A 25528-nucleotide genomic window follows, 5' to 3' on the forward strand; every position below is an offset into this window, starting at 1 on the left:
GGTCGTGGTCATGACAGCCAGGATACGGAAACGGATGCGGATGTGAAGCCCCGTCTTGCCTGGACCGGGGCGATGCGTCCTCTAGGTCGCGGATCATGGAGAACGCACTCGTCATCGGCGCCTCGGGCGGGATCGGGGCGGCGCTGGCGGATGCGTTGGCGGCGACCTATCACGTGGCCCGCCTGTCGCGGTCCCACGACGGTCTGGACGTCGCCGACCCTGCCTCCGTCGCGGCGCATCTGGACCCGCTGGCGGGACCCTTCGCCCGTCTGATGATCGCCACAGGCATACTGGCGCCCGACGGGCACACGCCGGAGAAGTCGCTGGACGCCATCGACGCCGATGCGATGGCGCGGACCTTCGCGGTCAACGCGATCGGTCCCGCGCTGGCGTTGCAAGCGGTCGCGGGCAAGTTGACGGACGACGCGAAGGTCGGCGTACTGACGGCGCGGGTGGGCAGCATCGGCGACAACCGGATGGGGGGGTGGTACTCCTATCGCGCGTCGAAGGCCGCCGCGAACCAGATCGTCCACGGCGCGGCCATCGAGATCGGGCGCAGGCGCAAGGGCGCCGTCGTGGTGGCCCTGCACCCCGGCACCGTCGAGACGCCGTTCACCGAAGGGTACACCGCGAAGAAGCTGGCCCCCGCGGACAGCGCGGCCAGGCTGCTCGACGTGCTGGATGGGCTGACGCCCCGGCAATCGGGCGGGTTCTTCGACTATGCCGGAGAAGCGATCGAATGGTAGGGCGGCTGATCCTCGTGCTGGGGGACCAACTGTCCGACGATCTGTCCGCCCTGCGGGAGGGATCGAAGGACACCGACACCGTCGTCATGGCCGAGGTGCGCGCCGAGACGGACTACGTCGCCCACCACCCGCGCAAGATCGCGTTCCTGTTCGCGGCCATGCGCAAGCATGCCGATCACCTGCGGCGCGAAGGCTGGACCGTCCGTTACACGACGCTGGACGATCCGGAGAACACGCATTCCATCCCGGGCGAATTGCTGCGCGCCGCCCATGCCACGGGCGCCACGGAGGCCATCGGGACCGAACCGGGCGAGTTCCGCCTGATCTCCGCGCTGGAGGACGGGCCCCTGCCCGTCCACCTGTTCCCCGACGACCGCTTCCTGTGCGACCACACCACGTTCGAGGCCTGGGCCGGAGGGCGCAAGGAGTTGCGGATGGAATGGTTCTATCGCGACATGCGCCGCCGGACCGGCCTGATGATGGATGCGGACGGCAGGCCCGCGGGCGACAAGTGGAACTACGACCACGACAACCGCAAGCCCGCCCCCGACGACGTGTCCGACGCCGACGGCCCCCTGAAGTTCGAGCCCGACGAGACGACGCAGGCCGTGCTGGATCTGGTCCGCACCACCTTCGGCAACCGATATGGCAGCCTGGACGGGTTCTGGTTCGCCACGGACCGTCCGGGCGCGCTGAAGGCGCTGGACCATTTCGTGGCGCGGTCCCTGCCCAAGTTCGGCGACTTCCAGGACGCGATGGTGACCGGCGCCCCGTTCCTGTACCACGCGATCCTGTCGGTCTATCTGAATGCGGGCCTGCTGGGCTGGCGCGAGGTCTGCGAGGCGGCCGAGCGGGCGTGGAAGGACGGCAACGTCCCGATCAACGCGGCCGAAGGCTTCATCCGACAGATCATCGGATGGCGGGAATACATCCGCGGGGTCTATTTCCTCGAAGGGCCCGACTATCCGCAGCGCAACGAGCTGGGCCATTCACGCGACCTGCCCGACTTCTATTGGACCGCCGAGACGGACATGCACTGCGTGGCCGAATGCGTCACCGCGACGATGGAGGAGGCGTATGCCCACCACATCCAGCGGCTGATGGTCACGGGCAACTTCGGATTGCTGGCCGGACTGGACCCGCAGCAGGTCAGCGAGTGGTACCTGATCGTGTATGCCGACGCCTACGAATGGGTCGAGAGCCCCAACGTGATCGGGATGTCGCAGTTCGCCGACGGGGGCGTGGTCGGGTCGAAGCCCTACGTTTCGGGCGGCAACTACATCAACAGGATGTCGGACTACTGCAAGCATTGCAGCTATTCGGTCACGAAGAAGACGGGCGACGGCGCATGCCCGTTCAACCTGCTCTACTGGCACTTCCTGGACCGCCATCGCGACCGGTTCCAGTCGAACCCCCGCATGGCGCAGATGTACCGGACCTGGGACCGCATGGACGAGGACCGCCGCCGGACGGTCATCGCAGACGGCGACAGGATCCTGGCCAGGCTGGACGCGGGCGAACGGGTCTGATCCGGCGCCCGAGGGCCATCGCGGGCGAGGCGACGGCCCCCGGCCCCGATGGGATGCGGCGCCGCGGACATGCCCGCAGCATCACCGACGTTTCGCCCCAATTCGGCCCCGCCCGACGGCGATGACCGGGCGTGACGGCGTCCAGCGCGGAAGGCGAGGCCATGCAGATCGAACGCATCGACGCGGAGGCGGCCGCCAAGATGGCGACGCCGGTCGCCGCCCCCCGCAAGCCGCAGGGCACGGGATCGGGATCGTGGGAGGACGGGTGGGGTCACGGCCTGCCCGACGAGGCGGTCATGAAGGCGGTGATCGCCGAAGGCCGGCGCAAGGCCCGCGCCCGCCGCGACGCGACGTCGGAGGTCGCCCCGGAACTGAAGCGCCTGCCCCTTGGGACGCGGATCGCCACGGACGTGACGAACCGCCTGCGCGCCCTGATCGGACGCCTGCGGCCCCGCCCCTGGCCCCAGGACGCCGGTGCGGAGGCCGCGACCGCTCCCGCCGCGGCGAAGGCCGCCGCGCGGGTGGAGGGAACGCTGACCCTGCACCCGATGCTGCCGGCCCGGTCCCTGATGGTCCATGCGCTGATCGCCGACCGCTTGGAGGTCGAGGCCCCGACCTGCACCCTGCACGCCCGCGTGGCCCTGTCCGCGATCCTTCGCGGCGCCCCGCTGGACGGCATCGTGGCCGAGATGGTGGTCGCCGACGGTGGCGGCCGTCCCCGCGTGGCCCTGCTGCGCGACCAACCGATGGACCGCGCCCTGGAGGACGCGCTGAAGCGGGCCGGCCTGCCCGTGGTCGACGTGAGCGACGACCCCAAGGCGGAGGAGGTGTGGAAACGGATCCGGGGGTGGCTGCCGGGGGCATGAACGCCAGGCCGTGGCCGATCCCGTCCGCCGCCGCCGATGCTGCATGGGCGGGACACGGCGACGTGACCGTGCGGCGCGACGGCGACCAGCACCTTACCGTCGATTGGCGCGTGCAACCATCCGCCGCAACTGCGGGAGCGTCCGTTCGAACGCGGCGGCGAAGGGCAGGCAGAGCGCTATCGGCAGAACGACGAAGAGCGCGGCCTTTCCCGGCACGTCCTCCGGCAGGCCCGCATCCATGAGGTGCATGACCGGATAGTGCATGACGTAGATCGAGAAGCTCGCCCCTGCCCACCAGCGGATCGCGCGGATCGCGGCCCCACCGAGGGACGGCGCGACGCGGGCCATGCCCAGCAGGTGCAGCGCCAGGGCGAGGGCGATCAAGCCGTTCCATAGGACCTCCTGCCCGAAGTCGAAGACGTGGACGTGCCGTATAGGGCCCAGCCAGTCCGGGGTCGCCCGCAGCAGCGCCTCGTCGACATGGGAAAGCTTGGCCGCGACGAGTGCGGCGATCGGAAGGATCGCGAGCGGGAGGGCGACCGCGCGCCGTCGCGGCACGCGTCCGCTGCGGATCGCATGCCACACGCCGAGCCCGGCGAGCCATGTCGGCAGCAGCAGCAGGATGGACAGGCCGAACAGCCACCCGAGCGCCGCGAGCGCCGCGACGCGGACCCAGCCCGACAGGAACAGGGCGGTGCCGAGCAGGACGTAGTAGGCCGCCTCGAAGCTTAGCGACCAGAGGGGCGCGTTCGACCCAAGTTGCACCGGCGCCCCCGCACCGCGCCATTGCTGCAAGAAGGTGAGGCCGCGGACGAGGAACTCCACGATCGGGAGCGCCGTGTAGTGACGCGGCGGGTAGGCGCCCGGGTCGATCGCGCGGCCCACGGCGTCCAGCAGGAGGGTCAGCAGCAGCGCGGGCGCGACGACGCCGAGCAGCCGGGTCAGGCGGTTGAAGGCGTACGTGCCCCACGTCCGATCACGCGCAGCGGCCCGGCCGATCACCAGGCCCGATACCACGAAGAAGACCACCACCGCATCGGGGGCGAGGGTCCAGGACCGGACCCAGCCGAGGTCGCCATCGGTGAATCGCAGGTTGCCCGCATGGCCCAGGACGACCACGAGCGCGGCGAGGGTCCGCAGGAGGTCGAGCCAGACCGACAGCTCGGAGGACAGGTCTCCAGCCTCGGACGTGCGGGCATGCGGATGGACGGCCGAACGCGGGCCATCCGCGGCATCGGATCGAACGGGTCGGCCATGGGGATGATGAGCGTCGGTCACGCGAAACCCATAGGCGCCGCAGCGGATCACGTCCGAGAATATAACGAGATAGGGTCAAGGCCATCCGGAACCCGCCGACACCCCGTGTCGATCGACCCCGGCCTATCGCGGCACGGGCGGCGGCTTTCCCAAAGCGTGGTAGCGCAAGGTCCCGTGGGCGCATCGACCCGTGGAATGGACGTGGAGGGCGCGCCCCGAACCGTGCATGGCGACCGGCCCCGAACGGCCCGCGATGCGGGTCCGGTTCTTTCGGCGCAGCCGTGTTCGGTGCGAACGGCCCCTATTCGACCACGGACCCGTCCAGCACGAAGTCGCCGCCCTGCCATTCGCCGTCCTCGACCTGGCCGGTGGCATAGCGCATGGTGCCGGGACCCTCGCGGCGGCCGGCGACGAAAGATCCCTCGTAGACGTCGCCGTTCGGATAGGTCGCGGTGCCGGTGCCGTCGATCTCGCCGTCCGACCAGCCGCCTTCGTAGACGAAGCCGTCCGCCATCTCGATGCGACCCGTCCCGTCGCGTTCGCCGTCCACGAAGGTGCCTTCGTACACGGTGCCGTCCGCATAGGTGGCGGTGCCCTGCCCATGGCGTAGACCGTCGCGCCACTCCCCGTCGTAGCGGTACCCGTCCGGCGCGGTCATCACGCCCCGGCCGTGGTTGCGCGCTTCCCGAAAGCCGCCTTCGTAGACGAGGCCGTTTGGATACTCCGCCCGCCCCTGACCGTCGATCAGGCCGCCCGACCATTCCCCCTCGTAGGTCGATCCGTCGGCATACACGATCCGCCCCTGCCCGTCCGCCACGTCGTCGGCGAACGACCCTTCGTAGACAGACCCGTCGGCATAGGTCGCGCGCCCCTCGCCCGCGATGCGCCCGTCCGCCCATTCGCCGACATAGACGTATCCGTCCGTCCCGGTGAACGTGCCCTGACCGTGGCGGCGGTCGTCCTCGAACCGGCCCTCGTACACGTCGCCGTTGGCATAGGTCACGGTCCCGTCGCCCTGCCGGCGGCCGTCCACCAGCTCACCGACATAGACGTCGCCGTTGGGCTGGGTCAGCGTCCCCCGCCCTTCGATCCGGCCCTGCACCCATTCGCCGTCGTAGGTCAGCCCGTCCGGCGTGGTCAGGACGCCCGTGCCGGAGCGCAGGTTGTCCTCCATCCCGCCGACATAGGTGGAGCCGTCGGAATAGGTGATCGACCCCTCGCCCTGCTTGACGCCCTGCGACCAGCCCCCGTCGTAGCGATAGCCGTCCTCCCCCTCCAGCACGCCCTGGCCGTGATGGACCGCATCGAGGAACCCGCCGACATAGACGGACCCGTTGGCATAGCGGGCGGTGCCCTGCCCTTCGATCCGGCCATCGACCCAGTCCCCGTCGTAGGTGCCGCCATCGGCGAAGGTGATCCGCCCCCGCCCTTCCGGCTTGCCGGCGGCGAACTGCCCTTCGTAGACGGACCCGTCGGGGAACGTCGCGCGCCCGTCGCCGCGGATCTCTCCGTCGACCCAATCGCCCGTGTACTCGTAGCCCGACGGCAGGGTGTAGGTCCCCGTGCCGTGCTGCAGGCCGTCCCGGAACGTCCCCTCGTAGACGCCGCCACCGGCGTACTGCTTGGTCACCACCTCCTGCGCGGCGGCGGGCGCCGTGGCCAGGATGGCCCCCAGGACGACGATACGGAACATGGCACACCCTCGGTCTTTCCCATCCGCGGGCACGCTAGGTCAGGGGGGGACCGGGGGCAACCGGGCAGGCCGTTCCGCCGCAGCCCGCGCCGCCTTCCCCCCCGCCCTCCGGCGGGCTAGGTCGCGGGCCATGACCGATGCACCACGCACCTTCCGCCTGTCGCTGGCGCAACTGAACCCCGTGATGGGCGACCTGTCCGGCAACGCCGGCCGCATCCGCGAGGCCTGGGCCGCGGCGCGCGACGCGGGCGCCGACATGGTCGCGTGCCCGGAGATGGCGTTGACGGGCTATCAGCCGATGGACCTGATCCGGAAGCCCGCCTTCGTGGCCGACGCCACCGCGCATCTGGACCGGCTGGTGACCGATTGCGCCGACGGGCCCGCGCTGGGCGTGGGCCTGGCCGTCTGGCCGCCGGGCAGCGTGAAGCCCTTCAACGCGTGGATCGTGGCGCACCGGGGCAAGGTCGTGGCGGAGGTGCTGAAGCACCACTTGCCCAACTACAAGGTGTTCGACGAGAAGCGATACTTCCATTCGGGCGACATCGCGGGACCCTATGCGGTGAACGGCGTGCGCATCGGCACCCCTATCTGCGAGGATGCCTGGTTCGACGACGTCGCCGAGACGCTGGCCGAGACAGGGGCCGAGATCCTGGTCGTGCCCAACGGGTCGCCGTACTTCCGCGGCAAGCAGGACGTGCGGTATTCGCACATGGTCGCCCGCACGGTCGAGACGGGGCTGCCGCTGGCCTATCTGAACCTGGTGGGCGGGCAGGACGACCAGATCTTCGACGGGGCCAGCTTCGTGCTGAACCCCGGCGGGCAGTTGACCCATCACCTGCCGTCCTTCGAGACGGCGCAGGAGACGGTCACCTTCCGGGACACGGCGGAGGGTTGGCGGGCCGAGGACGGGCGCAAGGCGCCGCAGCCCGACGGGGTCGGCGCGGACTATCAGGCGATGGTGCTGGCGACGCGCGACTACATGCGCAAGGCGGGGTTCGACCGCGCGCTCCTGGGCCTGTCGGGCGGCGTGGACAGTGCCATCGTGGCCGCGGTCGCGGCCGACGCGCTGGGCCCCGCGAACGTGCATTGCGTGATGCTGCCCAGCGAGTACACCTCGCAGCACAGCCTGGAGGACGCGGAGGGCGTGGCCCGCGCGCTGGGGACCAAGCTGGACACCCTGCCGATCTCGGGGCCGAGGGCGGCGGTGACCGAAGCGTTGGCGGAGTTGTTCGCCGGCACGGAGCCGGATCTGGCGGAGGAGAACATCCAGTCCCGCCTGCGCGGCCTGCTGCTGATGGCGCTGTCGAACAAGTTCGGTGCGATGCTGCTGACCACGGGCAACAAGTCCGAGGTCGCGGTGGGCTATGCCACGATCTACGGGGACATGTCGGGCGGCTACAACCCGGTGAAGGACCTCTACAAGATGCAGGTCTTCGCGGCCTGCCGGTGGCGCAACCAGAACCACGTGGACTGGTTCGAAGGGCCGCCCGGCACTGTCATCCCGCCCCGCGTGATCGAGAAGCCGCCCAGCGCGGAGTTGCGCGAGGATCAGAAGGACGAGGATTCGCTGCCGCCCTATCCGGTGCTGGACGACATCCTGGAACGCCTGATCGACGGCGAGCAGTCCGTGGGCGAGGTGGTGGAGGCGGGGCACGATCGGGCAATCGTCAAGAAGATCGAATCGCTGATCTATGCCAGCGAATACAAGCGGTTCCAGTCCGCGCCCGGCGCGCGTCTGACGCAACGGGCGTTCTGGCTTGATCGACGTTACCCGATCGTCAACCGATGGCGGGATCCGAGTTGATACGGGCGTGTCCCGGACTCGACCCGGGACCGTTTGCGATCTGCCGGACCGTCCGACCAGGTCGATCGAGGACCCGGGTCAAGCCCGGGATGGGCACCGAGACCCCTTCGCGGTCTCAGTGCCCGAACATGAACAGAAGCACGCTGATGACGATCAGGCCCAGAAGCAGCTTCATTCCGTCGTTCATTCCACCAGCCCTTCCAGCACCGCGTCCAGTTCCTCGTCCAGGCCTATCACGTCCAGCGCCGCCGTTAGGTCGAGGTCGGGATCGAACGCCCCCCGCCGCAGGTAGCGCAAGGTCTGCGCGATGACGACCGGGTTGTTCATCATGAAGGTGTGGCTGACGGGCAGGACGACGTGGTCCTCCATCCCGTCCAGCCGGGTGGAGGCGACGGACACCTTGCCGTCGTCGGGACCCGGCAGGATCGCGGAATAGATCGCCGACAGGCTGCTGTCGCCCGCGATGACCGCCACGCCGGGCCAAGCGCCGGGCAGGTCCTCCACGATCCCGTCGGTGCCCAGCTGCCCCCCCGCCGGTCCGTTCAGCCAATCGAAGGGCGGCCAGTCCGACAGGGCGTCGACCAGTTCGGATCCCCCGTTGGGCGGAGCCAGCATCACCGTGCGGCCCGGCGGCATCGGGTTCGCCTGCGCATGGACGCGCAGGAGGATCCCACCCATCGAATGGGTCACGAAATGGATGCGCGCGGTATCCCCACAGGCCGCGATGGCGGCGGGCACGGCGCTGGACGCGAGCGTGCGGACGTCCGCTTCGCCCGACGCGTAGTCGCTGTTGATCACGGCGAAGCCCGCCAGCTCCAACGCCTCCTCCATCACGATCAGGGAGGCGTCGCTTCGGGCCAGACCGTGCAGCAGGACCACGCAGTCGGGCCCATGGGGCAGCACCTTCGATTGTGCGGGTGCGGCGAGAAAAAATATCAGGACGAGGGCGGTGAGACGGGTCATGCGCGTGTCCATCTGACTGTCGCGAGCGCGATGCCCGCGAGGACGATCAGACCCGCGGAAAGGGATCGGATGGTGGGAAGTTCCTGCAACAATGCCGCCCCCAGGATCATGGCGATGACGGGCACGGACAGTTGGGCGACGCCCGCCATCGCCAGCCCGATTCGGGGCAGGATCGTATAGAGCAGCGCATATCCCAAGCCCGACGCCACGGCGCCCGACGCGACGGCGAGCGCGATGCCGGACGGGGTCCACGCCCCGCCCCACCAGACCGGCAGCAAGGCCGCGAAGAACGCGGCGGCGAGGGCGAAGTTTCCCGCGTTGCCCGCCAAAGGCCGCGGTTCGTACTTGCCGGCGTAGCTGTAGGCGGCCCAACCCAGTCCGGCGGCGATCATCAGGGCCGCATCGACAGGGGCGGCACCGGCGATGCCGGTGCCCGTGGGCCATAGCAACAAGGCCAGTCCGGCCAACGCAAGCGTCATGCCCGCCAGGCGCACGGGCCCCAACGGCTCCGCCCGCAGTGCGCCTGCGGCCAGCAGGCCCAGCTGCACGGTAGCGAACAGGATCAGCGCGCCCAGGCCCGCGTCGAGCGTGCGATAGGCCAGCGAGAATCCAAGGAGATACACGACGAGTGCGGCGGCCGCCGACCAGCGCGCGCGCCCCGCCACGGGCACCGCGCCGCGCACCAGGATCGCCAGGGTCGCGGCACCCGCGGCCACGCGGATCGCGGCGAAGGTCAGGGGGTCGGTGCCGGCCAAGACGCCCGCCCGGGTCAGAAGCGAATTGGACGCCATCAGCGTCATCGTCAGACCGGCGAGGAGGATCAGGCGCATGGCCCATCGCTATGGCGCAGGGAACACATGCGCGCATCCGAAATCATCGTGAAGGCCCGAAAGGGACCGTTCGGTGCGTGTCTGCCCTACGTCTGCTCCGCGTCGGATATCCGTCCGACACCTTATCCGCAATCCCGCCCTTGCAGAAACCCGCGGTCGCGCCCGGTCGCGCCCTCACCCGCCTCGGTCAGGGCATAGGTTCCGACCGAGACCTTGCGGAACCAACCGTAATGATCGTCGCGCATCATGGTCGTCGCCCGCGCCACGCCGGTCGCCGCCGCGACGTCGCGGCCCCGACTCGGTCCATGCGCGCGCAGGTGACCCGCGATGGCGATGCAGTCCTGCCGGTAGGCCGTGACGAGGCCGTCGCGCGTCGCGCCGCCGGGCGTGGGGTCGCCGCGACGGGCCGCGAACTCGCGCAGCAGGCGCTGCGCGGGCTTGGTCATCAGGCGGGGGCGGAACGGGCCGGGGTCGAGGCGCGGCGTGACGTGGCCGTCGGCCCCGCGCACGGTCAGCACGCCCAGCGACAACCGGCGGGCGAGCTTCAGGTTTGCCTTCAGCGCGGACCAGCCCCGGCGTCCGGCCGGGTCGGGCACGCCGAGATAGACGTGCGGCGTGACCGCCTGGCGGGCGATGCCCTGCTGCAGCAGCGTCAGCGAGAACGCGGCCTTCAACTCGACCACGACGGGGGGCTCGGCACCGCGGACGCCCACGACGTCGGCCGGCCCGACCTCGCCCTTCACGGCGTAGCCCTGGGCTTCGAGGAAGGCCTTCACCGGCGGATAGAGGGCGGTTTCAGGCAGCCGGGCCATGCGCGTGACATCCTGCGGGGCGGTTGCTAGGGGGACGGCGCCATTCCTCCCCCGACGTTTGATGGGACCGCTACGATGACCACCCTCGTCCTCGGGCACAAGTCGCCCGACACCGATTCCACCGGCAGCCCCATCGTCTGGGCCTGGTACCTGAACCAGACCGGCACCGACGCCGAACCCGTGCTGCTGGGCGAGCCCAACACGGAGGCCGCGTTCATGCTGGACCGCTTCGGGCTGGAGCATCCGCGCATCGTGGACCACCTGGAGGACGGCCAGCCGGTCGTGGTCGTGGACACCAACAACCCGGCCGAATTGCCCCCGGGCATCGACCGGGCGGACATCCGGCAGATCATCGATCACCACAAGCTGGTCGGCGGGCTGGAAACGGCGGGGCCCATCGACATCACGATCCGGCCCCTGGCCTGCACGGCGACGATCATGGCCGACCTGATGGGCGGCACGCTGGACACCGCGCCCGACGGGATCAAGGGCGCGATCCTGACCTGCATCCTGTCCGATACGCTGGCGTTCCGCTCGCCCACGACGACCGATCACGACCGCGCGGTGGCCGAACGGCTGGCGGACGACCTGGGCGTGGACATGGGCGAGTTGTCGGACGCCATGTTCGCCGCGAAGTCCGACGTCAGCCGGTTCAGCGACGCGGAGCTCCTGCGGATGGACAGCAAGGAATACGCCGTGGGCGACACGACGTTCCGCGTGTCCGTTCTGGAAACGACCGCGCCGGACGCGATCCTGTCGCGCAAGGCCAGCCTGATGGAGAGCATGGCCTCCGTCGCGGTCGAGGACGGGGTGAACCAGGTGCTGCTGTTCGTGGTCGACATCCTGGCGGAGGAGGCGACGCTGCTCGTCCCGAACCCGCTGGTGGCGTCCGTCGCCAAGGCCAGCTTCGGCGTGGAGCCCGAAGGCGACACCGTGGTCCTGCCCGGCGTCCTGAGCCGCAAGAAGCAGATCATCCCCGTTCTGAAGACATGAGGCCCCTGCCATGAGGATCGTCGCCTCGCTGGAGGAGATATCGGCCCAATACGACGCGCTGTTCGTGGACGTGTGGGGCTGCGTGCACGACGGCATCCACCCCATCGCCGGCGCGCCGGAAGCGCTGGCGGCCTATCGCGCGCGGGGGGGTCGGGTGATCCTGGTGACGAACGCGCCCCGGCCCCGCCATTCGGTGGCCGAGCAACTGGACCGCATCGGCGTGACGCGCGATGCCTGGGACGACATCGCCACGTCCGGCGACAGCGCGCGCGTGGCGATGTTCACCGGCGCCATCGGGACGCGCGTGTGGCATCTGGGGCACCCGCAGGTGGACGCGTCGTTCTTCGTGCCCCCGTCGGTCCTGGACGACCCCGTGGCCATCGAGCGGGTGGAGCTGGAACTGGCGGAGGGCATCGCCTGCACCGGCCCGTTCGACCCCCTGGCCGACCCGGAGGTCCTGCGCCCGCAACTGCTGTCCGCGAAGGTCCACGGGCTGAAGCTGCTCTGCGCCAACCCGGACATCGTGGTGGACCGTGGTGACGTGCGCGAATGGTGCGCGGGCGCGGTGGCGCGGCTCTACACGCAGATGGGGGGCGAATCGCTCTATTTCGGGAAGCCCTATCCCCCGATCTACGACCTGGCGCGGCGGCGGCTGGCGCAGGTGGCCGACGTGGCGGACGGCAACATCCTGTGCGTGGGCGACGGCGTGCTGACCGACGCGCGCGGGGCGATGGGCGAGGATCTGGACCTACTGTTCGTGTCCGGCGGCCTGGCCGCCGCGGAGACGGGCACCGTCCACGGCGGCGACCCGGAGCCGGAGATGCTGGCGGCCTTCGCGGCGGCGGAAGGGATCGCCCCGCAATACGTGATCGGCACGCTTCGGTAACGATCGTACGCCCGGGAGCGGACCCGCGACGCGGTGTCGGCGGTGATCGGCATCCACCGAAGTTTCGTCCGCCCGGGCGCATGGTGCAGCATGGCGGGCGCGCGGTGCAGCGCGGCGGGTGAACGGGTGCCGGTGGGCGGCGCGGCCATGCCGGCCCCGTCGAAGACGTTCCGCCGATCGCTCGGACCTGGAGCCGACGGGGCGCTTCGGGAATGGCGGGCGGCGGTGCCACACCGGACGCGGCCCGTGCCGCGTTAACCTATCCTTAAGCGCGTTCGTTCGACCCTGTGGCTTCAGGACCAGACGGAGGGGAACGGATGACCGACCATGACGACCGCATGCAGACCAGGCGCCGCGAGGCCGCCATCGCGCAGTTCGAGCTGGAGGCGCGGATCATGCTGGACGACGTCCAGCACTTCACGATGCCCGCGCTGCCGCACGCGCCGCGCCATCCGCTGATCGCGGCGGGCGCGGTCGCGCTGGCCCTCGTGGCCTGGGCGCTTCCGTGGCGCGGCCCCGCGGCCTGACGCGCGGACCCCGGCGGGGGCGAACGGCAGGGCGCCCCTACTTGGCGCCCATCGCGGGATGCTCGATGGCGTCCATGTCCACCAGGTCCGGCGCCAAGCCCGCCTGGCGATAGATGCGCTTCCCCCGGCGGGGATAGTCGCCGACGTCGTGGGGCAGGCGCTGCCCCATCACCAGGAGGCGCAGGGTCGCGGTCCCGGTGTTGCGGATCGTGTGCGCCAGCCCGCCTGCGCGGTAGCCCACGAAGTCGCCCGGCCCGATCGGGTGGTCCTCGTCCCCCGTCGTGGCGGTGGCGGTGCCGGACAGGACGAAGACGGCCTCGTCCTCGTGGTGGTGGCGGTGATACTCGGTCGTCTCGTGCCCGGGCTCGACCTCGATCAGATGGATGCCCAGGCCGGTCAGTCCGGTGGCGTCGCCCAGCGACCTGTTCCGGCGCCGGGCGTCGGGGTTCAGGAAATGGGTCTTGTCCCGCCCCGCCATCGCTTCGATGTCGGCGGCGCGCAGCAGATAGGTGTCGGTGGTCATGGGCTCGTCCCCCTTCGGTCGGCAGGCTAGCACCGCCCGCGCGCCCCGTTGAACCCCCCTGCCCGCGCCGCTAAGGGACGGGCCGAACCGGAACGGGGGTGCCCATGTCCATCGACCGCGAAACCGCGCGTAAGGTCGCCTCGCTGGCCCGCATCCGGGTGCCGGACGACCGGCTGGACGCCCTGGCGGGCGAGTTCAACGCGATCCTGTCCTTCGTGGAACAGCTGCGCGAGGTCGACGTGGACGGCGTGGCGCCGATGACGTCGGTGACGCCCATGCGCCTGCCCCGCCGCGACGACGTCGTGACGGAGGGCGGTCAGGCCGACGCGGTGCTGGCGAACGCCCCCGAAGCGCGGGAGGGCTTCTTCGCCGTCCCCAAGGTGGTGGAGTAGGCTGCGATGTCCGACCTGACCGACCTGTCCCTTGCGGGGGCGCGCGACGCCCTGCGCCGCGGCGACGTCACTGCCGCCGGCCTGGCGCAGGCCTATCTGGACGCGGCCGAGGCGGGGGCCGTGCTGAACGCCGTGGTCACGCCCACGCCGGACCTGGCGCTGCAGCAGGCGGCGGCGGCGGACGAGCGGCTGGCGGGGGGCGACGCGCCCGACCTGTGCGGGATCCCCATCGGGGTGAAGGACCTGTTCTGCACGAAGGGCGTGCGGTCGCAGGCGGGATCGAAGATCCTGGACGGGTTCCGCCCGGAATACGAGTCCACCGTCACGGACCGGCTGTTCGCCGACGGCGCGGTGATGACCGGCAAGCTGAACATGGACGAGTTCGCCATGGGCAGCAGCAACGAGACGTCGACCTATGGCCCCGTCGTGAACCCCTGGCGGGCGAAGGGGTCGAACGCGGACCTGACGCCCGGCGGGTCGTCGGGCGGATCGGCAGCCGCGGTGGCCGCGGGCCTGTGCCTGGCCGCCCTGGGGACCGACACGGGCGGGTCGATCCGGCAGCCGGCGGCGTTCACGGGGATCGTGGGCATCAAGCCGACCTATGGCCGGGTCAGCCGGTGGGGGATCGTGGCCTTCGCGTCCAGCCTGGACCAGGCCGGCCCGATGACGCGCGACGTGCGCGACGCGGCGATCCTGCTGCGCGCGATGTGCGGCCACGACCCGAAGGACAGCACCTCCGCCCCGCGCGGCGTTCCCGACTTCGAGGCGATGCTGGAGGACGGCGTCGCGGGCCGGGTCATCGGCGTGCCGCGGGAATACCGCATGGACGGGATGCCCGACGAGATCGAGGCGCTGTGGCGGCGGGGCATGGACATGCTGCGCGACGCGGGCGCCACGATGCGCGACATCAGCCTGCCGCACACGAAGTACGCACTGCCCGCGTATTACGTCATCGCGCCGGCGGAGGCGTCGTCCAACCTGGCGCGTTACGACGGGGTGCGGTTCGGGCACCGGGCGGCGTTGAGCCAGGGCGACGGCATCACGGATCTGTACGAGAAGACGCGCGCCGAAGGGTTCGGCCCGGAGGTGCAGCGCCGCGTGATGGTCGGCACCTACGTGCTGTCGGCGGGGTTCTACGACGCGTACTACAACCGCGCGCGCAAGGTCCGGGCCCTGATCAAGCGGGACTTCGAGCAGGTGTTCGAGGACGGGGTGGATGCGATCCTGACGCCCACCACGCCGTCGGCGGCCTTTCCCCTGGGCGCGATGGCGGATGCCGATCCGATCCGGATGTACCTGAACGACGTGTTCACGGTCACGGTGAACCTGGCCGGGCTGCCGGGCATCAGCGTGCCCGCCGGGCTGGACGCCGCGGGCCTGCCGCTGGGCCTGCAGCTGATCGGCAAGCCCTGGGAGGAAGGGGCGCTGCTGTCCGCCGCCCATGCGCTGGAAGCCCGGGCCGGGTTCGCCGCCAGGCCGGACCGGTGGTGGTGACCTGATCCGGGAGGTTCCCACGCCCAACCACGGCGAACGCCGCGGCGGCGTGGTCCCATCGCTGATCGTCCTGCACTATACCGCGATGGCGGGCCTCGACCCGGTGGTGCGGTGGTTCGGGGACCCCGCGACCGAATTGTCCGCCCATTACGTCGTGGGCGGGGACGGCACGGTGGTCGTCATGGTGCCGGAGGACCGGCGCGCCTGGCACGCGGGCGCGGGGTCCTGGATGGGATGCGCGGACGTCAACTCCGCGTCCGTCGGGATCGAGCTGTGCAACAGGGGCGACCACCCCTTCGCGGCGGCGCAGATGGCCGCCCTTCGCGGGCTCCTGCGGGGGATCATGGACCGGCACGGCATCGGGCCCGCGGGCGTGATCGGGCATTCCGACCTGGCGCCCGGACGCAAGATCGACCCGGGCGCGCGGTTCGACTGGCGCGGGCTGGCGCGAAGTGGGCTGGCGGTGTGGCCCCGCGCCGCGCCGCGCGAGGCGCCGGACCCCGCCCGGTTCCGCGACCGCGCCCGGCGCTTCGGCTATACGGCAGGGGTCCCCGACGCGGCGCTGCTGGCGGCCGTGCGCCTGCGGTTCCGCCCCGGCGCCGGGGGACCGCTGGACGGGGACGACATGGCGGTGGCGGCCGGGCTGATTGACGCGGCGCCCCTGCTGGGCTAGCGCGCTGGCCGTGCGGGGGGCCGGGCGGCCGCGGGTTTCGATCCGAGGAAAGTCCGGACTCCACGAAGCGACGGTGCCGGGTAACGCCCGGGCGGCGATCGTCGGGGGAACCCGACGGGAAGCCGACGGATAGCGCCACAGAGAACAGACCGCCGTCCCGCGGGGCGGCAAGGGTGAAACGGTGGGGTAAGGGCCCACCGGGGGCGCGGCGACGGGCCCCGCATGGCAAGCCCCACCGGGAGCAATGCCGAATAGGGACCGCACGCCGCGTGCGGCAGGGGTGCTTCGCCCCCGCGGTCCGGGTTGGCAGCTTCAGGCCCGCAGCGATGCGCGGTCGAGATGAATGGTCGCCGCCCCCCCCGGGGGACACAGAATCCGGCTTACAGGCCCCCCGCATGATGCCTTTCGACCGCAGGTTGAGCATCCATTAACCCTCGTCGTTGCCAAATGGGTTGCGCGACGCATGTTTACGCAAAGGCAGGGGCGGGGGCCCCGCCGCCGGAGGACGGATGACCGATGCACAGATGGCCTTCGCCGCAGCCCCGCGGCCACGCCCCCGTCGCGAGGGCGGCGCGCTGGATGCGGTCCGGCGGTCGCGCGCGTGCCTGGGCCTGTTGCGACAGGACGGAACGATCGCCGTCGTCAACGCGGCCGCCCTGGACGCCCTGGGCTTCGCCCCGGAGGACGACCTGACCGGCCTGTCGCTATCGTCCTTCTGGCCCGCCCATTCCCGCGCGGGCATCCGCGCCGCCCTGCAGCAGGCCCGGTCCGGCCACGCGGTGCGGATCGCGCTGGACCTGGAGACGCTGCGCCCTGGTGGCGGATGCGTGACCCTGTCCCTGTCCCCGTGCGCGATGGGATTGGTGCTGCTGGCGCTGGACCCCGGCTGACCGGGCCATCCGCTTGACAGGGGGTCGCGGGCTGGTAAGGGGACGCTTCCAGATTTCGGCGCGGGGCCGCGTGACCCGACCGCGCCCCCTTGCAGGAGACGCGCCATGGCCAAGCCGACCACCATCAAGATCCGCCTGAACTCCTCCGCCGGGACGGGGCATTTCTACGTCACGAAGAAGAACGCCCGCACCATGACCGAGAAGATGTCGGTGCGGAAGTACGACCCCGTCGCGCGCAAGCATGTCGAGTACAAGGAAGGCAAGATCAAGTAAGATCCTGCCCATCCGGTATCCGAAGGGGTCGCCCGGCACGTGCCGCGCGGCCCCTTCCTCGTTTCGGGGACCCCGCCCGTGGAACCACGCATCGCCACGCCCGCCGACCTGCCCGCCATCGACGCGCTGCTGGCCCGCAGCTATCCGGCGCTGCTGAAGGCGGACTATCCGCCCTCGGTCCTGGTCACGGCCCTGCCATTGATATCCCGCGCGCAGCCGGCGTTGCTGGCATCGGGCACCCATTGGGTGACGACCGACGGGAGCCGCGCCGTGGCCTGCGGCGGCTGGACCGCCGCCCCGCCCCGCGGCCGGACCGCGCCGCGCGGATGGGGCAGCGTGCGCCATCTGGCGGTGGACCCGGCCCGCACGCGGCGGGGGCTGGCGCGCGCGCTGATGGAGGCGGCCCTGGGTCAGGCGCGCGGCGCGGGCGTCCGCGCGATGCAGTGCCTGTCGACCCGGACCGCCGTGCCGTTCTATGCCTCGCTGGGCTTCGAGGTCGTGGGGCCCGTGGACGTGGCCCTGCGGAACGGGATCGTCTTCCCGTCGATCGAGATGCGGGCCCGCCTGTAACGCACGAATCCTGTGCACGGGCGCGGGTTGGATGGGGGCGCGGCCATCCCGACCTATCTGCCGACACGAGAACAGGAGGGGGCGCCCCATGTCCGATCACAGCATCACCGGCCTGCACCACGTCACCGCGATCAGCGGTCCGCCACAGGCCAACGTCGACTTCTTCACGAAGGTCATGGATCAGCGGTTGGTCAAGAAGACCGTGAACTTCGACGATCCCGGCACCTATCACCTGTATTACGGCAACCGGACGGCGGAGCCGGGGACCATCCTGACCTTCTTCCCCTTCGCGCACGCCGCCCCCGGCCGGCCCGGTTCGGGCGAGGCGTCGGCCTACGGCTATTCGATCGGGGACCGCGTCGCGGACGATTGGCTGCGCGAGGTCGCGGCCAGGGGGGCCGAGGTGTCGGACCCCGTCGAACGGTTCGGCCAGCCGGTCTTCACCGTCGCTGACCCCGACGGGAAGCGGGTCGAGCTGGTGACGGAACCCGGCGACCACGATCCCGCGGCGGGCGGCTTCCACGGCGTGACGCTTTGGCTGGACGACCTGGGGCCCACCCGCGACCTGCTGGTCGATCGCATGGGATACGCGGAGGCCGGGCACGAGGCGGCGGACGGCGCCGAACGGTTGCGGCTGATCGCCCCGGGCGAGGCGCGCGGCCGGGTCGTGGACCTGTTCCGGCAGGACGGCGCCCCCCGTGCGCGGCCCGGTGCCGGATCCATCCACCATGTCGCGTTCCGGGCGAAGGACGACGCGGAGCAACTGGCGTGGCGCGACCGGATGCTGACGGCGGGCATGCAGGTCACGCCCGTGATCGACCGGCAGTACTTCAACGCGATCTACTTCCGCGAACCCGGCGGCGTCCTGTTCGAGATCGCCACCGACCCGCCGGGCTTCACGGCGGACGAATCGCTGGATCATCTGGGCGAGGCGTTGAAGCTGCCCGCCCAGCACGAACCCCTGCGCGACCGGATCGAGGCGGTCCTGCCGGAGATCCGGACATGATGCGCGGCGGTCCGGACGGCGCCGCGACCGGGCTGGTCCTGCTTCACGGGCGGGGCGGGTCGGCCGTGGACATGGCGGGGCTGGTGGCGCCCCTGGACGCCACCGGCTTCGCCTTGGTCGCGCCGGAGGCGGAGGGACGGTCCTGGTGGCCGACCTCGTTCCTGGCGCCCAGCGCGCAGATGGAACCGCATGTCGCACGCGGACTGGACGCGGTGGACGCCGCGGTGGCGGCGCTGGCCCTGCCCCGCGACCGGATCGCCGTCCTGGGCTTCAGCCAGGGCGCCTGCCTGGGGCTGGAATGGGCGGCCCGGCGGGGGGCGGGCGTCGGGGCCGTCATCGCGTTCTCCGGCGGGCTGGTGGGCACGTCGGACGTGGGCGGCCCGGACGATGCCCTCCATGGTCATGCGGGCAAGGCGTTCGACTACCCCACCGACCTGGCCGGCACGGCGGCGGTCGTGACCTGTCACGAACGCGACCCGCACATCCCCCTGGCCCGCGCCCGCGCCTCCGCCGAGGTGCTGGACGGGCTGGGCGCGGACGCGCGGATGCTGACCCATCCCGGCCCGGGGCATCAGCCCATGCCGGACGGCATCGCCGCCGCGCGCGACCTGCTGGCCCGCCTGGCCTGACGCGGCCTTGACGCCACCCCGGGCGGATCCGCATATCGCCGCGGATCCGCCCGGGGGACGACATCATGCATCGCGAACGCCTGCGCCGGTGGCTGGACACGCCACGGGTGCGCAACGCCATCATCGCCGTCATCCTGTTCAACGCCGTCCTGCTGGGGATGGAGACGTCGCCCGCGTTGATGGACCGGGCCGGGCCGTTGATCGTCACGTTGGACCGCGTCTGCCTGGGCATCTTCGTGGTGGAGCTGCTGCTGAAGCTCTATGCCTTCGGGGGGCGGTTCTTCCGGTCGGGGTGGAACCTGTTCGACGCCGTCATCGTGGGCATCAGCTTGGTCCCCGGCGCGCAGACGCTGTCGGTGCTGCGGGCCCTGCGGATCCTGCGCCTGCTGCGGGTGATATCGGTGATGCCGCGCCTGCGCCGCGTGGTGGAGGGCTTCGTCAGCGCCCTGCCCGGCATGGCCAGCGTGTTCGTCCTGATGGGGCTGGTCTTCTACATCGGGGCGGTCATGGCGACGAAGCTGTTCGGCGCGTCGTTCGGCGAATGGTTCGGGTCCCTGCCCCGGTCGGCCTATTCGCTGTTCCAGATCATGACGCTGGAATCGTGGTCCATGGGCATCGTCCGCCCGGTGATGGAGGTCTATCCGCTGGCCTGGGCGTTCTTCGTGCCCTTCATCCTGCTGACGACCTTTGCGGTGGTGAACCTGCTGGTCGGCCTGATCGTCAACTCGATGCAGGACGCCCATGCGGAGGAAAGCAACGCCGCGACCGACGCCTATCGCGACGAGGTGCTGGACCGGCTGCGCCAGATCGAGGCGCGGCTGGAGCAGACGGACACCGCGCGCGACCGGACCTGACGCCGACGATCCGCCAACGAAAAAGGGCCGCCCCGAAGGACGGCCCCGACCTCGTCATGTCGCTGCGATCACTCGCGGTTGCCGAACAGCGACAGCAGCATCATGAACATGTTGATGAAGTTCAGGTACAGGCTCAGCGCGCCCATGATGGCGGCCTTGCCCAGCCATTCCCCGTCGCCGTGGGCCGCGTGGGCCACGTACTCGGTCTTGATGCGCTGCGTATCGTAGGCGGTCAGGCCCGCGAAGATCAGCACGCCGATCGCGGACACCGCGAAGGCCAGCGCGGAGGACGCCAGGAAGATGTTGACCACCGACGCCACGATCAGGCCGATCACGCCCATGATCAGGAACGTGCCCCAGCCGCTGATATCCTTCTTCGTGGTATAGCCCCAGAGCGACAGGGCCGCGAAGGCGATGGCGGTGACCAGGAACACCTGCGCGATGCTCTCGCCCGTGAAGACCAGGAAGATCGAGCTGATCGACACGCCCATCACGGCGGCGAACACGTAGAACAGCAACTGCGCCGCCGCGGCGGACAGCTTGTTGATGCCCATGGACAGGCCGAACACGAAGATCAGCGGCGCGAACATCACCACCCACCGCAGGGGCGAGGTGTAGAGCGCGGCGCCCAGCGCCGTCAGTTGCCCGTCCACGACCGCCATGCCGGAGATGGCCCAGGCGGCGGCGAAGGTGATCAGCATGCCCACGGCCATCGTGCCGTAGACCTTGTTCATATGGGCGCGGAGGCCCTGATCGATCTCCGCGGCGCGGGCACCGGATACGCCGGGACCGGTGCGGAGGGTGTCGAATTGAGCCATGGAACTCCTCCAGGGGGTGAATGGATGCGGGACGCGGGTCCCTCGGGTACGGATATCGGACGGATCCGGGCCGGTTTCAAGATGCAGCGCGGGCGGGAACGGGCCGTTTCGATTGATTGTCTCTATCGCCACTGTGGCGTTCTCCGCGTGTGGGTCATCACGTCTTCGAATGACGGTCATTCGATCATTCCGTTTCACCATGCGCGCCCCACCCGCTAGGGTCCGGGGGACCGTGCCTCCACCGATGAGTCAAGCCATGCCCCGCAACCTCGACCTGACCGCCCTGCGCGCCTTCGCCACCGTGGCGCAGGCGGGCGGCGTGACGCGTGCCGCGGCGCTGCTGCACCTGACGCAGTCCGCCGTGTCCATGCAGTTGAAGCGCCTGGAGGAGGCGTTGGACCAGCGCCTGCTGGAGCGCGACCCCCGCGGCGTCCGCCTGACCCAGCAGGGGGAAGCCGCGCTGGTCCTGGCCCGGCGGATGCTGGCGCTGAACGACGAGATGATCGAGCGGATGCGCCAGCAGGAGCCGGAGGGCGAGATCCGGCTGGGCGTGCCCCACGACATCGTGCCGCATGCCGTGCCCGCCATCCTGCGCGCCTTCGCCGCCGAGTACCCCCGCATCCGTCTGACCCTGACCTCGTCGGTGACGATGAAGCTGCACGACATGTTCGTCCGCGGCGAATGCGACGTCATCCTGGGCACCGAGACGCGAGCCGGCCCCGGCGGCGAGGAGGTCGTCCGCCTGCCCCTGGTCTGGGTCGGCGCGGTGGACGGCGTCGCGTTCGCCCAGCGGCCCCTGCGCCTGGCCTTCGAGGAGGCCTGCCTGTTCCGCAGCGCGGCGCAGGCCGCCCTGGAGGATGCCGGTATACCCTGGGAGGTTGCAATCACGGCCTGCAACTCGCGCGCCATCGACGCCAGCGTCAGCGCGGACCTGGCCTGCCACATCCTGCTAGCCGGGTTCGACACCGGGGAGCTGCGTCCCGTGCCCGCGGGCGCGCTGCCCGACGTGGGCGACGTGGCGATCACGCTCTATTGGACGTCCACGGGGGCGGACGCGCCTCGGGACAGGTTGCTGGAGATCATCCGCGACGTCTATCGCGCGTCCGCGCGGCGGGGCGAGGCGCCGCTGTCGTCGGTCGCCTGATCCGTCGTCCCCCGATCTCGCCCGTCGTGCGCCGGTGCGGCGCGGATCCGGGTCTTCGGCGGCGCGATCCGGCGGCAGGACGTCGCCGATGCGGGGGCGTCGAGATGCGCCTTCGCACCGTCGACAAGCCCTTCGCGCCACAGGAAAATAGCTTGGAAGGCGTTCGCGGACCTCCCCCGATGGGCGGTAAAGGTGGACGCGCCTTTGCATTCGTGGGCGCAGGTTTGCGTTGCCCTGCGGCCACTGCAGCGACTACGTTCCCTCCAGGCGGGCCGCACACGCATGGCGTGAACATTCCGGTCCAGCGCTGCGTGTTCCCGTAACCGCGCAGCCGCTCGAAAGGAGCGAACCATGAAGCATCCCGTGGACATCCACGTGGGCAAACGCGTGAGGCATCGTCGCTGGATGGTGGGCATGACCCAGCAGCAGCTGGCCGAGAAGGTCGGCATCAAGTTCCAGCAGATCCAGAAGTACGAGACCGGGATGAACCGTGTCTCCGCCTCCCGCCTGTACGAGATCGCGAACACGCTGGGCGTGCCCGTCGGCCACTTCTTCGAAGGGCTGGAGGACGGCGTCGCGCAGCACGCGGAACAGGATTTCCTGTCCGACAAGGAAGCGATGGAGCTGATCCGGTCCTATTACGCCATACCGGAGAACCAGCGTCGCCGCCTGTTCGACCTGGCCCGCGTCCTGAGCGAGAGCGCCGCCTGAGGGTGGCGCCCGCGCCTTGACCTTTCGGTCGGCACCGTTCAGCGGCGTGCCGAACCGGAGGGGACGGATTGTCCGATCACGTCGATATGTCTACGATCCGAAGGGCGGCACGGGATGCGGCCGATGCGGCCGCGCGGATCACGCTCTCGCAGTTCAGGACCGGGCTTTCGGTCGACACGAAGGGCGATGCCTTCGATCCCGTGACGCAGGCGGACCGTCAGGCGGAACACGCCATGCGTCAAGTCCTGTCCGATGCGTTCCCGAACGATGCGATCCTGGGCGAGGAACACGCCGCCCGCGCCGGGACCAGCGGACGGACCTGGGTCCTGGACCCGATCGACGGGACACGGGGGTTTATCAGCGGGACGCCCACATGGGGGACGCTGATCGGACTGCGCGACGGTGACCGCATCGCCTATGGCCTGATCGACCAGCCCTTCACCGGCGAACGGTTCGAGGGGTGGGCCGGCGGCGCGACCTGGACCCGCGGCGCGGACGTCCGGCCCCTGCGCACGCGGGGCACGACCGGCCTTGGCGAAGCGACGATCCTGTCCACGTTCCCGGAGGTCGGCACGCCGAGCGAGCGGGCCGCGTTCGAACGCTTGGCGGGGGCCTGCCGCCTGACGCGGTACGGTCTGGACTGCTATGGCTATGCCCTCGTGGCGTTGGGCTGCGTGGATCTGGTGGTCGAAGCGGGGCTGCACCCTTATGACGTCGCGGGACCGATCGGGGTGGTCGAGGGGGCGGGCGGCATCGTGACCGCCTGGGACGGCGGGCCGGCCCTGGACGGCGGACGCGTGGTGGCCGCCGCGAATGCGGAGATCCACGCCGCGGCGCTGGCGTATCTCGCGGGCTAGCCGGCCCCCTCAGTCGCCGCCGCGCGGTTCGCGATCGCCGATCGCTTCGCGGAAGTGGCGGCGGCACAGGCTGACGTACCGGTCGTCGCCGCCCACCTCCACCTGCGGGCCTTCGGTCACGGCGCGACCGTCGGCATCGCGGCGCACGACCATCGTGGCGTTGCGCCCGCAATGGCAGACGGTTCGAACCTCCCGCAACACGTCGGCCAGGGCCAGGAGCGCGGCAGAGCCGGGGAACAACTCGCCCCGGAAGTCCACGCGCAGACCATAGGCCATGACCGGCACTGCCAGGTCGTCCACGATGCGGGCGAGTTGCCAGACCTGATCGCGCGACAGCCATTGGGCTTCGTCCACGAGGAGGCAGTCGCAGGGGTGGCCGTCCCTGTGCCGCTGCATCGCAGCGAACAAATCTGTGTCCGGGCCATAGGTTTCGGCGGGCGCTTCGATCCCGATGCGGCTGGCGATGGTGCCGATGCGGCCCGCGCGGTCGTCGAACGCGGCGGTCATCAGGTGGGCGTGCATCCCCCTTTCGCGGTAGTTGTAGGCGGCCTGCAGGAGCAGCGTGCTCTTGCCCGCGTTCATCGTGGAGTAGTGGAAGAACAGCTTCGCCATGGTCCGTCACCCCGAGCGCGGGTGGAAATCAAGCACTATCGCTTCGTCAGGAGGACGGAGCCCACGGAATAGCCCGCCCCGAACGAGCAGATCAGGCCCCTGTCCCCCGCCGCCAGGTCGTCCGAATGCTTGGCGAAGGCGATGATGGATCCGGCCGACGATGTGTTGGCGTAGTCCTGCAGGATGTTGGGCTGCTCGTGCGGTTCGGGGATGCGCCCCAGGACCTTGCGGCCGATGTAGTCGTTCATCGCCTTGTTGGCCTGGTGCAGCCAGAGCCGCTTGAGGTCCGCGGCCCGCACGCCCGCATCGGCCAGGTGGTCGGCGATGTGGGTCGACACCAGGGGCAGCACCTCCTTGAAGACCTTGCGGCCTTCCTGGACGAACTGCATGTCGCGGCGGTCGTCCATGGCGTCGCGCGTGCGGCGCAGGAAGCCGTCGTTGTTGCGGATGTTGTTGGAGAACTGCGTGGCCAGGCGGGTGGATTCCACCGTGAATCCGGGGGCTTGCGCGAGGTCGGCGCGTTCCAGCACCACCGCCGTCGCGACGTCGCCGAAGATGAAGTGGCAGTCCCGGTCGCGCCATTCGAGATGGCCCGAACAGATCTCCGGGTTGACCACGATCGCCCGATCGATCGAGCCCGCGCGGATCATGTCGGCGGCGGTCTGGATGCCGAAGGTAGCGGAGCTGCACGCGACGTTCATGTCGAACGCAAACCCTTGGGATCCCAGCAGATCCTGTATCTCGACCGCGATGGCGGGATAGGCGCGTTCGTGGTTGGACGCGGCGCACAGGACCGCGTCGACCTGCCCCGCCCCGATGCCCGCCCGGGACAGGGCCCGGTCGCAGGCGTCCACGCCCATCTGGGCCATCAGCGAGGGGGCGTCGTCGGGCCGCTCGGGCAGGCGCGGGAACATGCGGTCGGGATCCAGGATCCCATCCTTGTCCATCACGTAGCGGTTCCCTATCCCACTGGCGGACATGATGAATTCGGCGGAGGAATGGGGCACCGGCGGGTCCGCGCCTTCCGCGTTGCGGCGGTCGGCATAGGCGTTGAACGCGGCCACCAGCTCGTCGTTCGTGATCGTGTGGGGCGGGGTGAAGACGCCCGATCCCGTGATGGCGACGTCGTGCATGGCGGCCCCCGTGATGCGGTCCGGACGGGATGGCGCGCGGGGG

28 protein-coding genes and 1 other RNA gene are annotated in these 25528 nt (G+C 70.5%); 20 read left to right on the top strand and 9 right to left on the bottom strand.

From position 1 onward, the window contains the following. Nucleotides 1–95: 95 nt before the first annotated feature. From P0084_RS05055 to P0084_RS05065, 3 genes are all read left to right on the top strand, one after another. A complete protein-coding gene (locus P0084_RS05055) occupies nucleotides 96–746 on the top strand; it encodes an SDR family NAD(P)-dependent oxidoreductase (RefSeq protein ID WP_308915722.1) in 651 nt (216 codons plus the stop codon). Further along, entirely contained in the window at nucleotides 740–2275 is a 1536-nt protein-coding gene (locus tag P0084_RS05060) for a cryptochrome/photolyase family protein (protein ID WP_308915723.1), read from the top strand. The genes P0084_RS05055 and P0084_RS05060 overlap by 7 nt, the downstream gene beginning before the upstream one ends. A gap of 131 nt (nucleotides 2276–2406) precedes the next feature. After that, nucleotides 2407–3141, top strand: coding sequence for a hypothetical protein (locus P0084_RS05065; protein WP_308915724.1), 735 nt, complete (start codon nucleotides 2407–2409; stop codon nucleotides 3139–3141). Between the two features lie 93 nt (nucleotides 3142–3234). Here the strand turns inward: P0084_RS05065 and P0084_RS05070 are convergent, their stop codons facing one another. Together P0084_RS05070 and P0084_RS05075 are read right to left on the bottom strand one after the other, a co-directional pair. Further along, nucleotides 3235–4449: an acyltransferase family protein gene (locus P0084_RS05070; RefSeq protein WP_308915725.1), complete on the bottom strand. Its 1215-nt coding sequence runs from the start codon at nucleotides 4447–4449 to the stop codon at nucleotides 3235–3237. Nucleotides 4450–4699: 250 nt separating this feature from the next. Next, on the bottom strand, nucleotides 4700–6091 hold the full coding sequence (locus P0084_RS05075) for an MORN repeat-containing protein (protein WP_308915726.1): 1392 nt from the start codon (nucleotides 6089–6091) through the stop codon (nucleotides 4700–4702). Nucleotides 6092–6221: 130 nt separating this feature from the next. Between P0084_RS05075 and P0084_RS05080 the strand changes: the two genes are divergently transcribed. Next, on the top strand, nucleotides 6222–7895 hold the full coding sequence (locus P0084_RS05080) for an NAD+ synthase (protein ID WP_308915727.1): 1674 nt from the start codon (nucleotides 6222–6224) through the stop codon (nucleotides 7893–7895). 183 nt (nucleotides 7896–8078) lie between these two features. Here P0084_RS05080 and P0084_RS05085 read toward each other — a convergent pair whose 3' ends face one another. The 3 genes from P0084_RS05085 to P0084_RS05095 form a co-directional block, all read right to left on the bottom strand. Then, complete coding sequence (locus tag P0084_RS05085) at nucleotides 8079–8858, bottom strand: alpha/beta hydrolase (protein WP_308915728.1); 780 nt, start codon at nucleotides 8856–8858, stop codon at nucleotides 8079–8081. Then, nucleotides 8855–9688 (bottom strand): DMT family transporter, encoded by an 834-nt coding sequence (locus P0084_RS05090; protein WP_308915729.1) that lies wholly within the window; start codon nucleotides 9686–9688, stop codon nucleotides 8855–8857. Before P0084_RS05090 ends, P0084_RS05085 begins: the two co-directional genes overlap by 4 nt. A 122-nt stretch (nucleotides 9689–9810) precedes the next feature. Beyond that, nucleotides 9811–10500, bottom strand: a complete 690-nt coding sequence (locus P0084_RS05095; protein ID WP_308915730.1) for a DUF2161 domain-containing phosphodiesterase — start codon at nucleotides 10498–10500, stop codon at nucleotides 9811–9813. Nucleotides 10501–10575: 75 nt separating this feature from the next. On the opposite strand from P0084_RS05095, the gene P0084_RS05100 reads away from it, so the two are divergent. The 3 genes from P0084_RS05100 (at nucleotide 10576) to P0084_RS05110 (ending at nucleotide 12906) form a co-directional block, all read left to right on the top strand. Continuing rightward, nucleotides 10576–11493 (top strand): manganese-dependent inorganic pyrophosphatase, encoded by a 918-nt coding sequence (locus P0084_RS05100; RefSeq protein WP_308915731.1) that lies wholly within the window; start codon nucleotides 10576–10578, stop codon nucleotides 11491–11493. A 10-nt stretch (nucleotides 11494–11503) separates the two neighbouring features. Then, nucleotides 11504–12379 carry a TIGR01459 family HAD-type hydrolase gene (locus P0084_RS05105; RefSeq protein WP_308915732.1) on the top strand — a complete coding sequence of 292 codons (876 nt, stop codon included), beginning with the start codon at nucleotides 11504–11506 and terminating at the stop codon, nucleotides 12377–12379. Between the two features lie 317 nt (nucleotides 12380–12696). Beyond that, nucleotides 12697–12906, top strand: coding sequence for a hypothetical protein (locus P0084_RS05110; protein ID WP_308915733.1), 210 nt, complete (start codon nucleotides 12697–12699; stop codon nucleotides 12904–12906). A gap of 37 nt (nucleotides 12907–12943) precedes the next feature. Here P0084_RS05110 and P0084_RS05115 read toward each other — a convergent pair whose 3' ends face one another. Continuing rightward, the gene (locus P0084_RS05115; RefSeq protein ID WP_308915734.1) at nucleotides 12944–13429 is read right to left on the bottom strand and encodes a cupin domain-containing protein; all 486 of its coding nucleotides are present in this window, start codon (nucleotides 13427–13429) and stop codon (nucleotides 12944–12946) included. Between the two features lie 104 nt (nucleotides 13430–13533). On the opposite strand from P0084_RS05115, the gene gatC reads away from it, so the two are divergent. The 10 genes from gatC (at nucleotide 13534) to P0084_RS05165 (ending at nucleotide 20210) form a co-directional block, all read left to right on the top strand. After that, nucleotides 13534–13821: an Asp-tRNA(Asn)/Glu-tRNA(Gln) amidotransferase subunit GatC gene (gene gatC / locus P0084_RS05120; RefSeq protein ID WP_308915735.1), complete on the top strand. Its 288-nt coding sequence runs from the start codon at nucleotides 13534–13536 to the stop codon at nucleotides 13819–13821. Between the two features lie 6 nt (nucleotides 13822–13827). After that, nucleotides 13828–15315, top strand: a complete 1488-nt coding sequence (gene gatA, locus P0084_RS05125) for an Asp-tRNA(Asn)/Glu-tRNA(Gln) amidotransferase subunit GatA (RefSeq protein ID WP_308915736.1) — start codon at nucleotides 13828–13830, stop codon at nucleotides 15313–15315. Between the two features lie 49 nt (nucleotides 15316–15364). Further along, nucleotides 15365–15988 carry an N-acetylmuramoyl-L-alanine amidase gene (locus P0084_RS05130; protein WP_308915737.1) on the top strand — a complete coding sequence of 208 codons (624 nt, stop codon included), beginning with the start codon at nucleotides 15365–15367 and terminating at the stop codon, nucleotides 15986–15988. Between the two features lie 12 nt (nucleotides 15989–16000). Further along, nucleotides 16001–16387: RNase P RNA component class A (gene rnpB, locus P0084_RS05135), an RNA gene on the top strand. Nucleotides 16388–16497: 110 nt separating this feature from the next. Then, complete coding sequence (locus P0084_RS05140) at nucleotides 16498–16878, top strand: PAS domain-containing protein (protein WP_308915738.1); 381 nt, start codon at nucleotides 16498–16500, stop codon at nucleotides 16876–16878. A 105-nt stretch (nucleotides 16879–16983) separates the two neighbouring features. Continuing rightward, complete coding sequence (rpmG, locus tag P0084_RS05145) at nucleotides 16984–17151, top strand: 50S ribosomal protein L33 (protein ID WP_028958297.1); 168 nt, start codon at nucleotides 16984–16986, stop codon at nucleotides 17149–17151. A gap of 78 nt (nucleotides 17152–17229) precedes the next feature. Continuing rightward, the gene (locus P0084_RS05150) at nucleotides 17230–17721 is read left to right on the top strand and encodes a GNAT family N-acetyltransferase (protein WP_308915739.1); all 492 of its coding nucleotides are present in this window, start codon (nucleotides 17230–17232) and stop codon (nucleotides 17719–17721) included. Nucleotides 17722–17809: 88 nt separating this feature from the next. Beyond that, complete coding sequence (locus P0084_RS05155) at nucleotides 17810–18727, top strand: ring-cleaving dioxygenase (RefSeq protein WP_308915740.1); 918 nt, start codon at nucleotides 17810–17812, stop codon at nucleotides 18725–18727. Next, nucleotides 18724–19356, top strand: a complete 633-nt coding sequence (locus tag P0084_RS05160) for an alpha/beta hydrolase (protein WP_308915741.1) — start codon at nucleotides 18724–18726, stop codon at nucleotides 19354–19356. Before P0084_RS05155 ends, P0084_RS05160 begins: the two co-directional genes overlap by 4 nt. Before the next feature lie 65 nt (nucleotides 19357–19421). After that, nucleotides 19422–20210 (top strand): ion transporter, encoded by a 789-nt coding sequence (locus P0084_RS05165; RefSeq protein ID WP_308915742.1) that lies wholly within the window; start codon nucleotides 19422–19424, stop codon nucleotides 20208–20210. A 68-nt stretch (nucleotides 20211–20278) separates the two neighbouring features. Here P0084_RS05165 and P0084_RS05170 read toward each other — a convergent pair whose 3' ends face one another. Beyond that, nucleotides 20279–21028, bottom strand: coding sequence for a Bax inhibitor-1/YccA family protein (locus P0084_RS05170; RefSeq protein ID WP_308915743.1), 750 nt, complete (start codon nucleotides 21026–21028; stop codon nucleotides 20279–20281). A 256-nt stretch (nucleotides 21029–21284) separates the two neighbouring features. Between P0084_RS05170 and P0084_RS05175 the strand changes: the two genes are divergently transcribed. From P0084_RS05175 to hisN, 3 genes are all read left to right on the top strand, one after another. Next, complete coding sequence (locus P0084_RS05175; RefSeq protein WP_308915744.1) at nucleotides 21285–22172, top strand: LysR family transcriptional regulator; 888 nt, start codon at nucleotides 21285–21287, stop codon at nucleotides 22170–22172. 351 nt (nucleotides 22173–22523) lie between these two features. Next, nucleotides 22524–22883, top strand: coding sequence for a helix-turn-helix domain-containing protein (locus tag P0084_RS05180; RefSeq protein ID WP_308915745.1), 360 nt, complete (start codon nucleotides 22524–22526; stop codon nucleotides 22881–22883). A gap of 86 nt (nucleotides 22884–22969) precedes the next feature. Next, on the top strand, nucleotides 22970–23740 hold the full coding sequence (gene hisN / locus P0084_RS05185; protein WP_308915746.1) for a histidinol-phosphatase: 771 nt from the start codon (nucleotides 22970–22972) through the stop codon (nucleotides 23738–23740). 9 nt (nucleotides 23741–23749) lie between these two features. On the opposite strand, the gene P0084_RS05190 is transcribed toward hisN, so the two are convergent. Further along, complete coding sequence (locus P0084_RS05190; RefSeq protein ID WP_308915747.1) at nucleotides 23750–24352, bottom strand: thymidine kinase; 603 nt, start codon at nucleotides 24350–24352, stop codon at nucleotides 23750–23752. Between the two features lie 35 nt (nucleotides 24353–24387). Beyond that, complete coding sequence (locus P0084_RS05195) at nucleotides 24388–25485, bottom strand: beta-ketoacyl-ACP synthase III (protein ID WP_308915748.1); 1098 nt, start codon at nucleotides 25483–25485, stop codon at nucleotides 24388–24390. Nucleotides 25486–25528 lie beyond the last annotated feature (43 nt).

The organism is Jannaschia maritima (assembly GCF_030973515.1).
In the GTDB taxonomy this organism is placed as follows: domain Bacteria; phylum Pseudomonadota; class Alphaproteobacteria; order Rhodobacterales; family Rhodobacteraceae; genus Jannaschia; species Jannaschia maritima.

Excerpts from the sequence above, each read along its gene's own strand:
- P0084_RS05180 (WP_308915745.1), top strand. The coding sequence starts at position 22,524 with ATGAAGCATCCCGTGGACATCCACGTGGGCAAACGCGTGAGGCATCGT.
- rpmG (WP_028958297.1), top strand. The coding sequence starts at position 16,984 with ATGGCCAAGCCGACCACCATCAAGATCCGCCTGAACTCCTCCGCCGGG.
- P0084_RS05155 (WP_308915740.1), top strand. The coding sequence starts at position 17,810 with ATGTCCGATCACAGCATCACCGGCCTGCACCACGTCACCGCGATCAGC.
- P0084_RS05095 (WP_308915730.1), bottom strand. The coding sequence starts at position 10,500 with ATGGCCCGGCTGCCTGAAACCGCCCTCTATCCGCCGGTGAAGGCCTTC.
- P0084_RS05105 (WP_308915732.1), top strand. The coding sequence starts at position 11,504 with ATGAGGATCGTCGCCTCGCTGGAGGAGATATCGGCCCAATACGACGCG.
- P0084_RS05075 (WP_308915726.1), bottom strand. The coding sequence starts at position 6,091 with ATGTTCCGTATCGTCGTCCTGGGGGCCATCCTGGCCACGGCGCCCGCC.
- P0084_RS05175 (WP_308915744.1), top strand. The coding sequence starts at position 21,285 with ATGCCCCGCAACCTCGACCTGACCGCCCTGCGCGCCTTCGCCACCGTG.
- P0084_RS05190 (WP_308915747.1), bottom strand. The coding sequence starts at position 24,352 with ATGGCGAAGCTGTTCTTCCACTACTCCACGATGAACGCGGGCAAGAGC.
- P0084_RS05115 (WP_308915734.1), bottom strand. The coding sequence starts at position 13,429 with ATGACCACCGACACCTATCTGCTGCGCGCCGCCGACATCGAAGCGATG.
- P0084_RS05110 (WP_308915733.1), top strand. The coding sequence starts at position 12,697 with ATGACCGACCATGACGACCGCATGCAGACCAGGCGCCGCGAGGCCGCC.
- P0084_RS05100 (WP_308915731.1), top strand. The coding sequence starts at position 10,576 with ATGACCACCCTCGTCCTCGGGCACAAGTCGCCCGACACCGATTCCACC.
- P0084_RS05060 (WP_308915723.1), top strand. The coding sequence starts at position 740 with ATGGTAGGGCGGCTGATCCTCGTGCTGGGGGACCAACTGTCCGACGAT.
- gatA (WP_308915736.1), top strand. The coding sequence starts at position 13,828 with ATGTCCGACCTGACCGACCTGTCCCTTGCGGGGGCGCGCGACGCCCTG.
- P0084_RS05085 (WP_308915728.1), bottom strand. The coding sequence starts at position 8,858 with ATGACCCGTCTCACCGCCCTCGTCCTGATATTTTTTCTCGCCGCACCC.
- P0084_RS05080 (WP_308915727.1), top strand. The coding sequence starts at position 6,222 with ATGACCGATGCACCACGCACCTTCCGCCTGTCGCTGGCGCAACTGAAC.
- P0084_RS05055 (WP_308915722.1), top strand. The coding sequence starts at position 96 with ATGGAGAACGCACTCGTCATCGGCGCCTCGGGCGGGATCGGGGCGGCG.
- P0084_RS05090 (WP_308915729.1), bottom strand. The coding sequence starts at position 9,688 with ATGCGCCTGATCCTCCTCGCCGGTCTGACGATGACGCTGATGGCGTCC.
- P0084_RS05140 (WP_308915738.1), top strand. The coding sequence starts at position 16,498 with ATGACCGATGCACAGATGGCCTTCGCCGCAGCCCCGCGGCCACGCCCC.
- hisN (WP_308915746.1), top strand. The coding sequence starts at position 22,970 with ATGTCTACGATCCGAAGGGCGGCACGGGATGCGGCCGATGCGGCCGCG.
- P0084_RS05165 (WP_308915742.1), top strand. The coding sequence starts at position 19,422 with ATGCATCGCGAACGCCTGCGCCGGTGGCTGGACACGCCACGGGTGCGC.
- P0084_RS05170 (WP_308915743.1), bottom strand. The coding sequence starts at position 21,028 with ATGGCTCAATTCGACACCCTCCGCACCGGTCCCGGCGTATCCGGTGCC.
- P0084_RS05195 (WP_308915748.1), bottom strand. The coding sequence starts at position 25,485 with ATGCACGACGTCGCCATCACGGGATCGGGCGTCTTCACCCCGCCCCAC.
- gatC (WP_308915735.1), top strand. The coding sequence starts at position 13,534 with ATGTCCATCGACCGCGAAACCGCGCGTAAGGTCGCCTCGCTGGCCCGC.
- P0084_RS05160 (WP_308915741.1), top strand. The coding sequence starts at position 18,724 with ATGATGCGCGGCGGTCCGGACGGCGCCGCGACCGGGCTGGTCCTGCTT.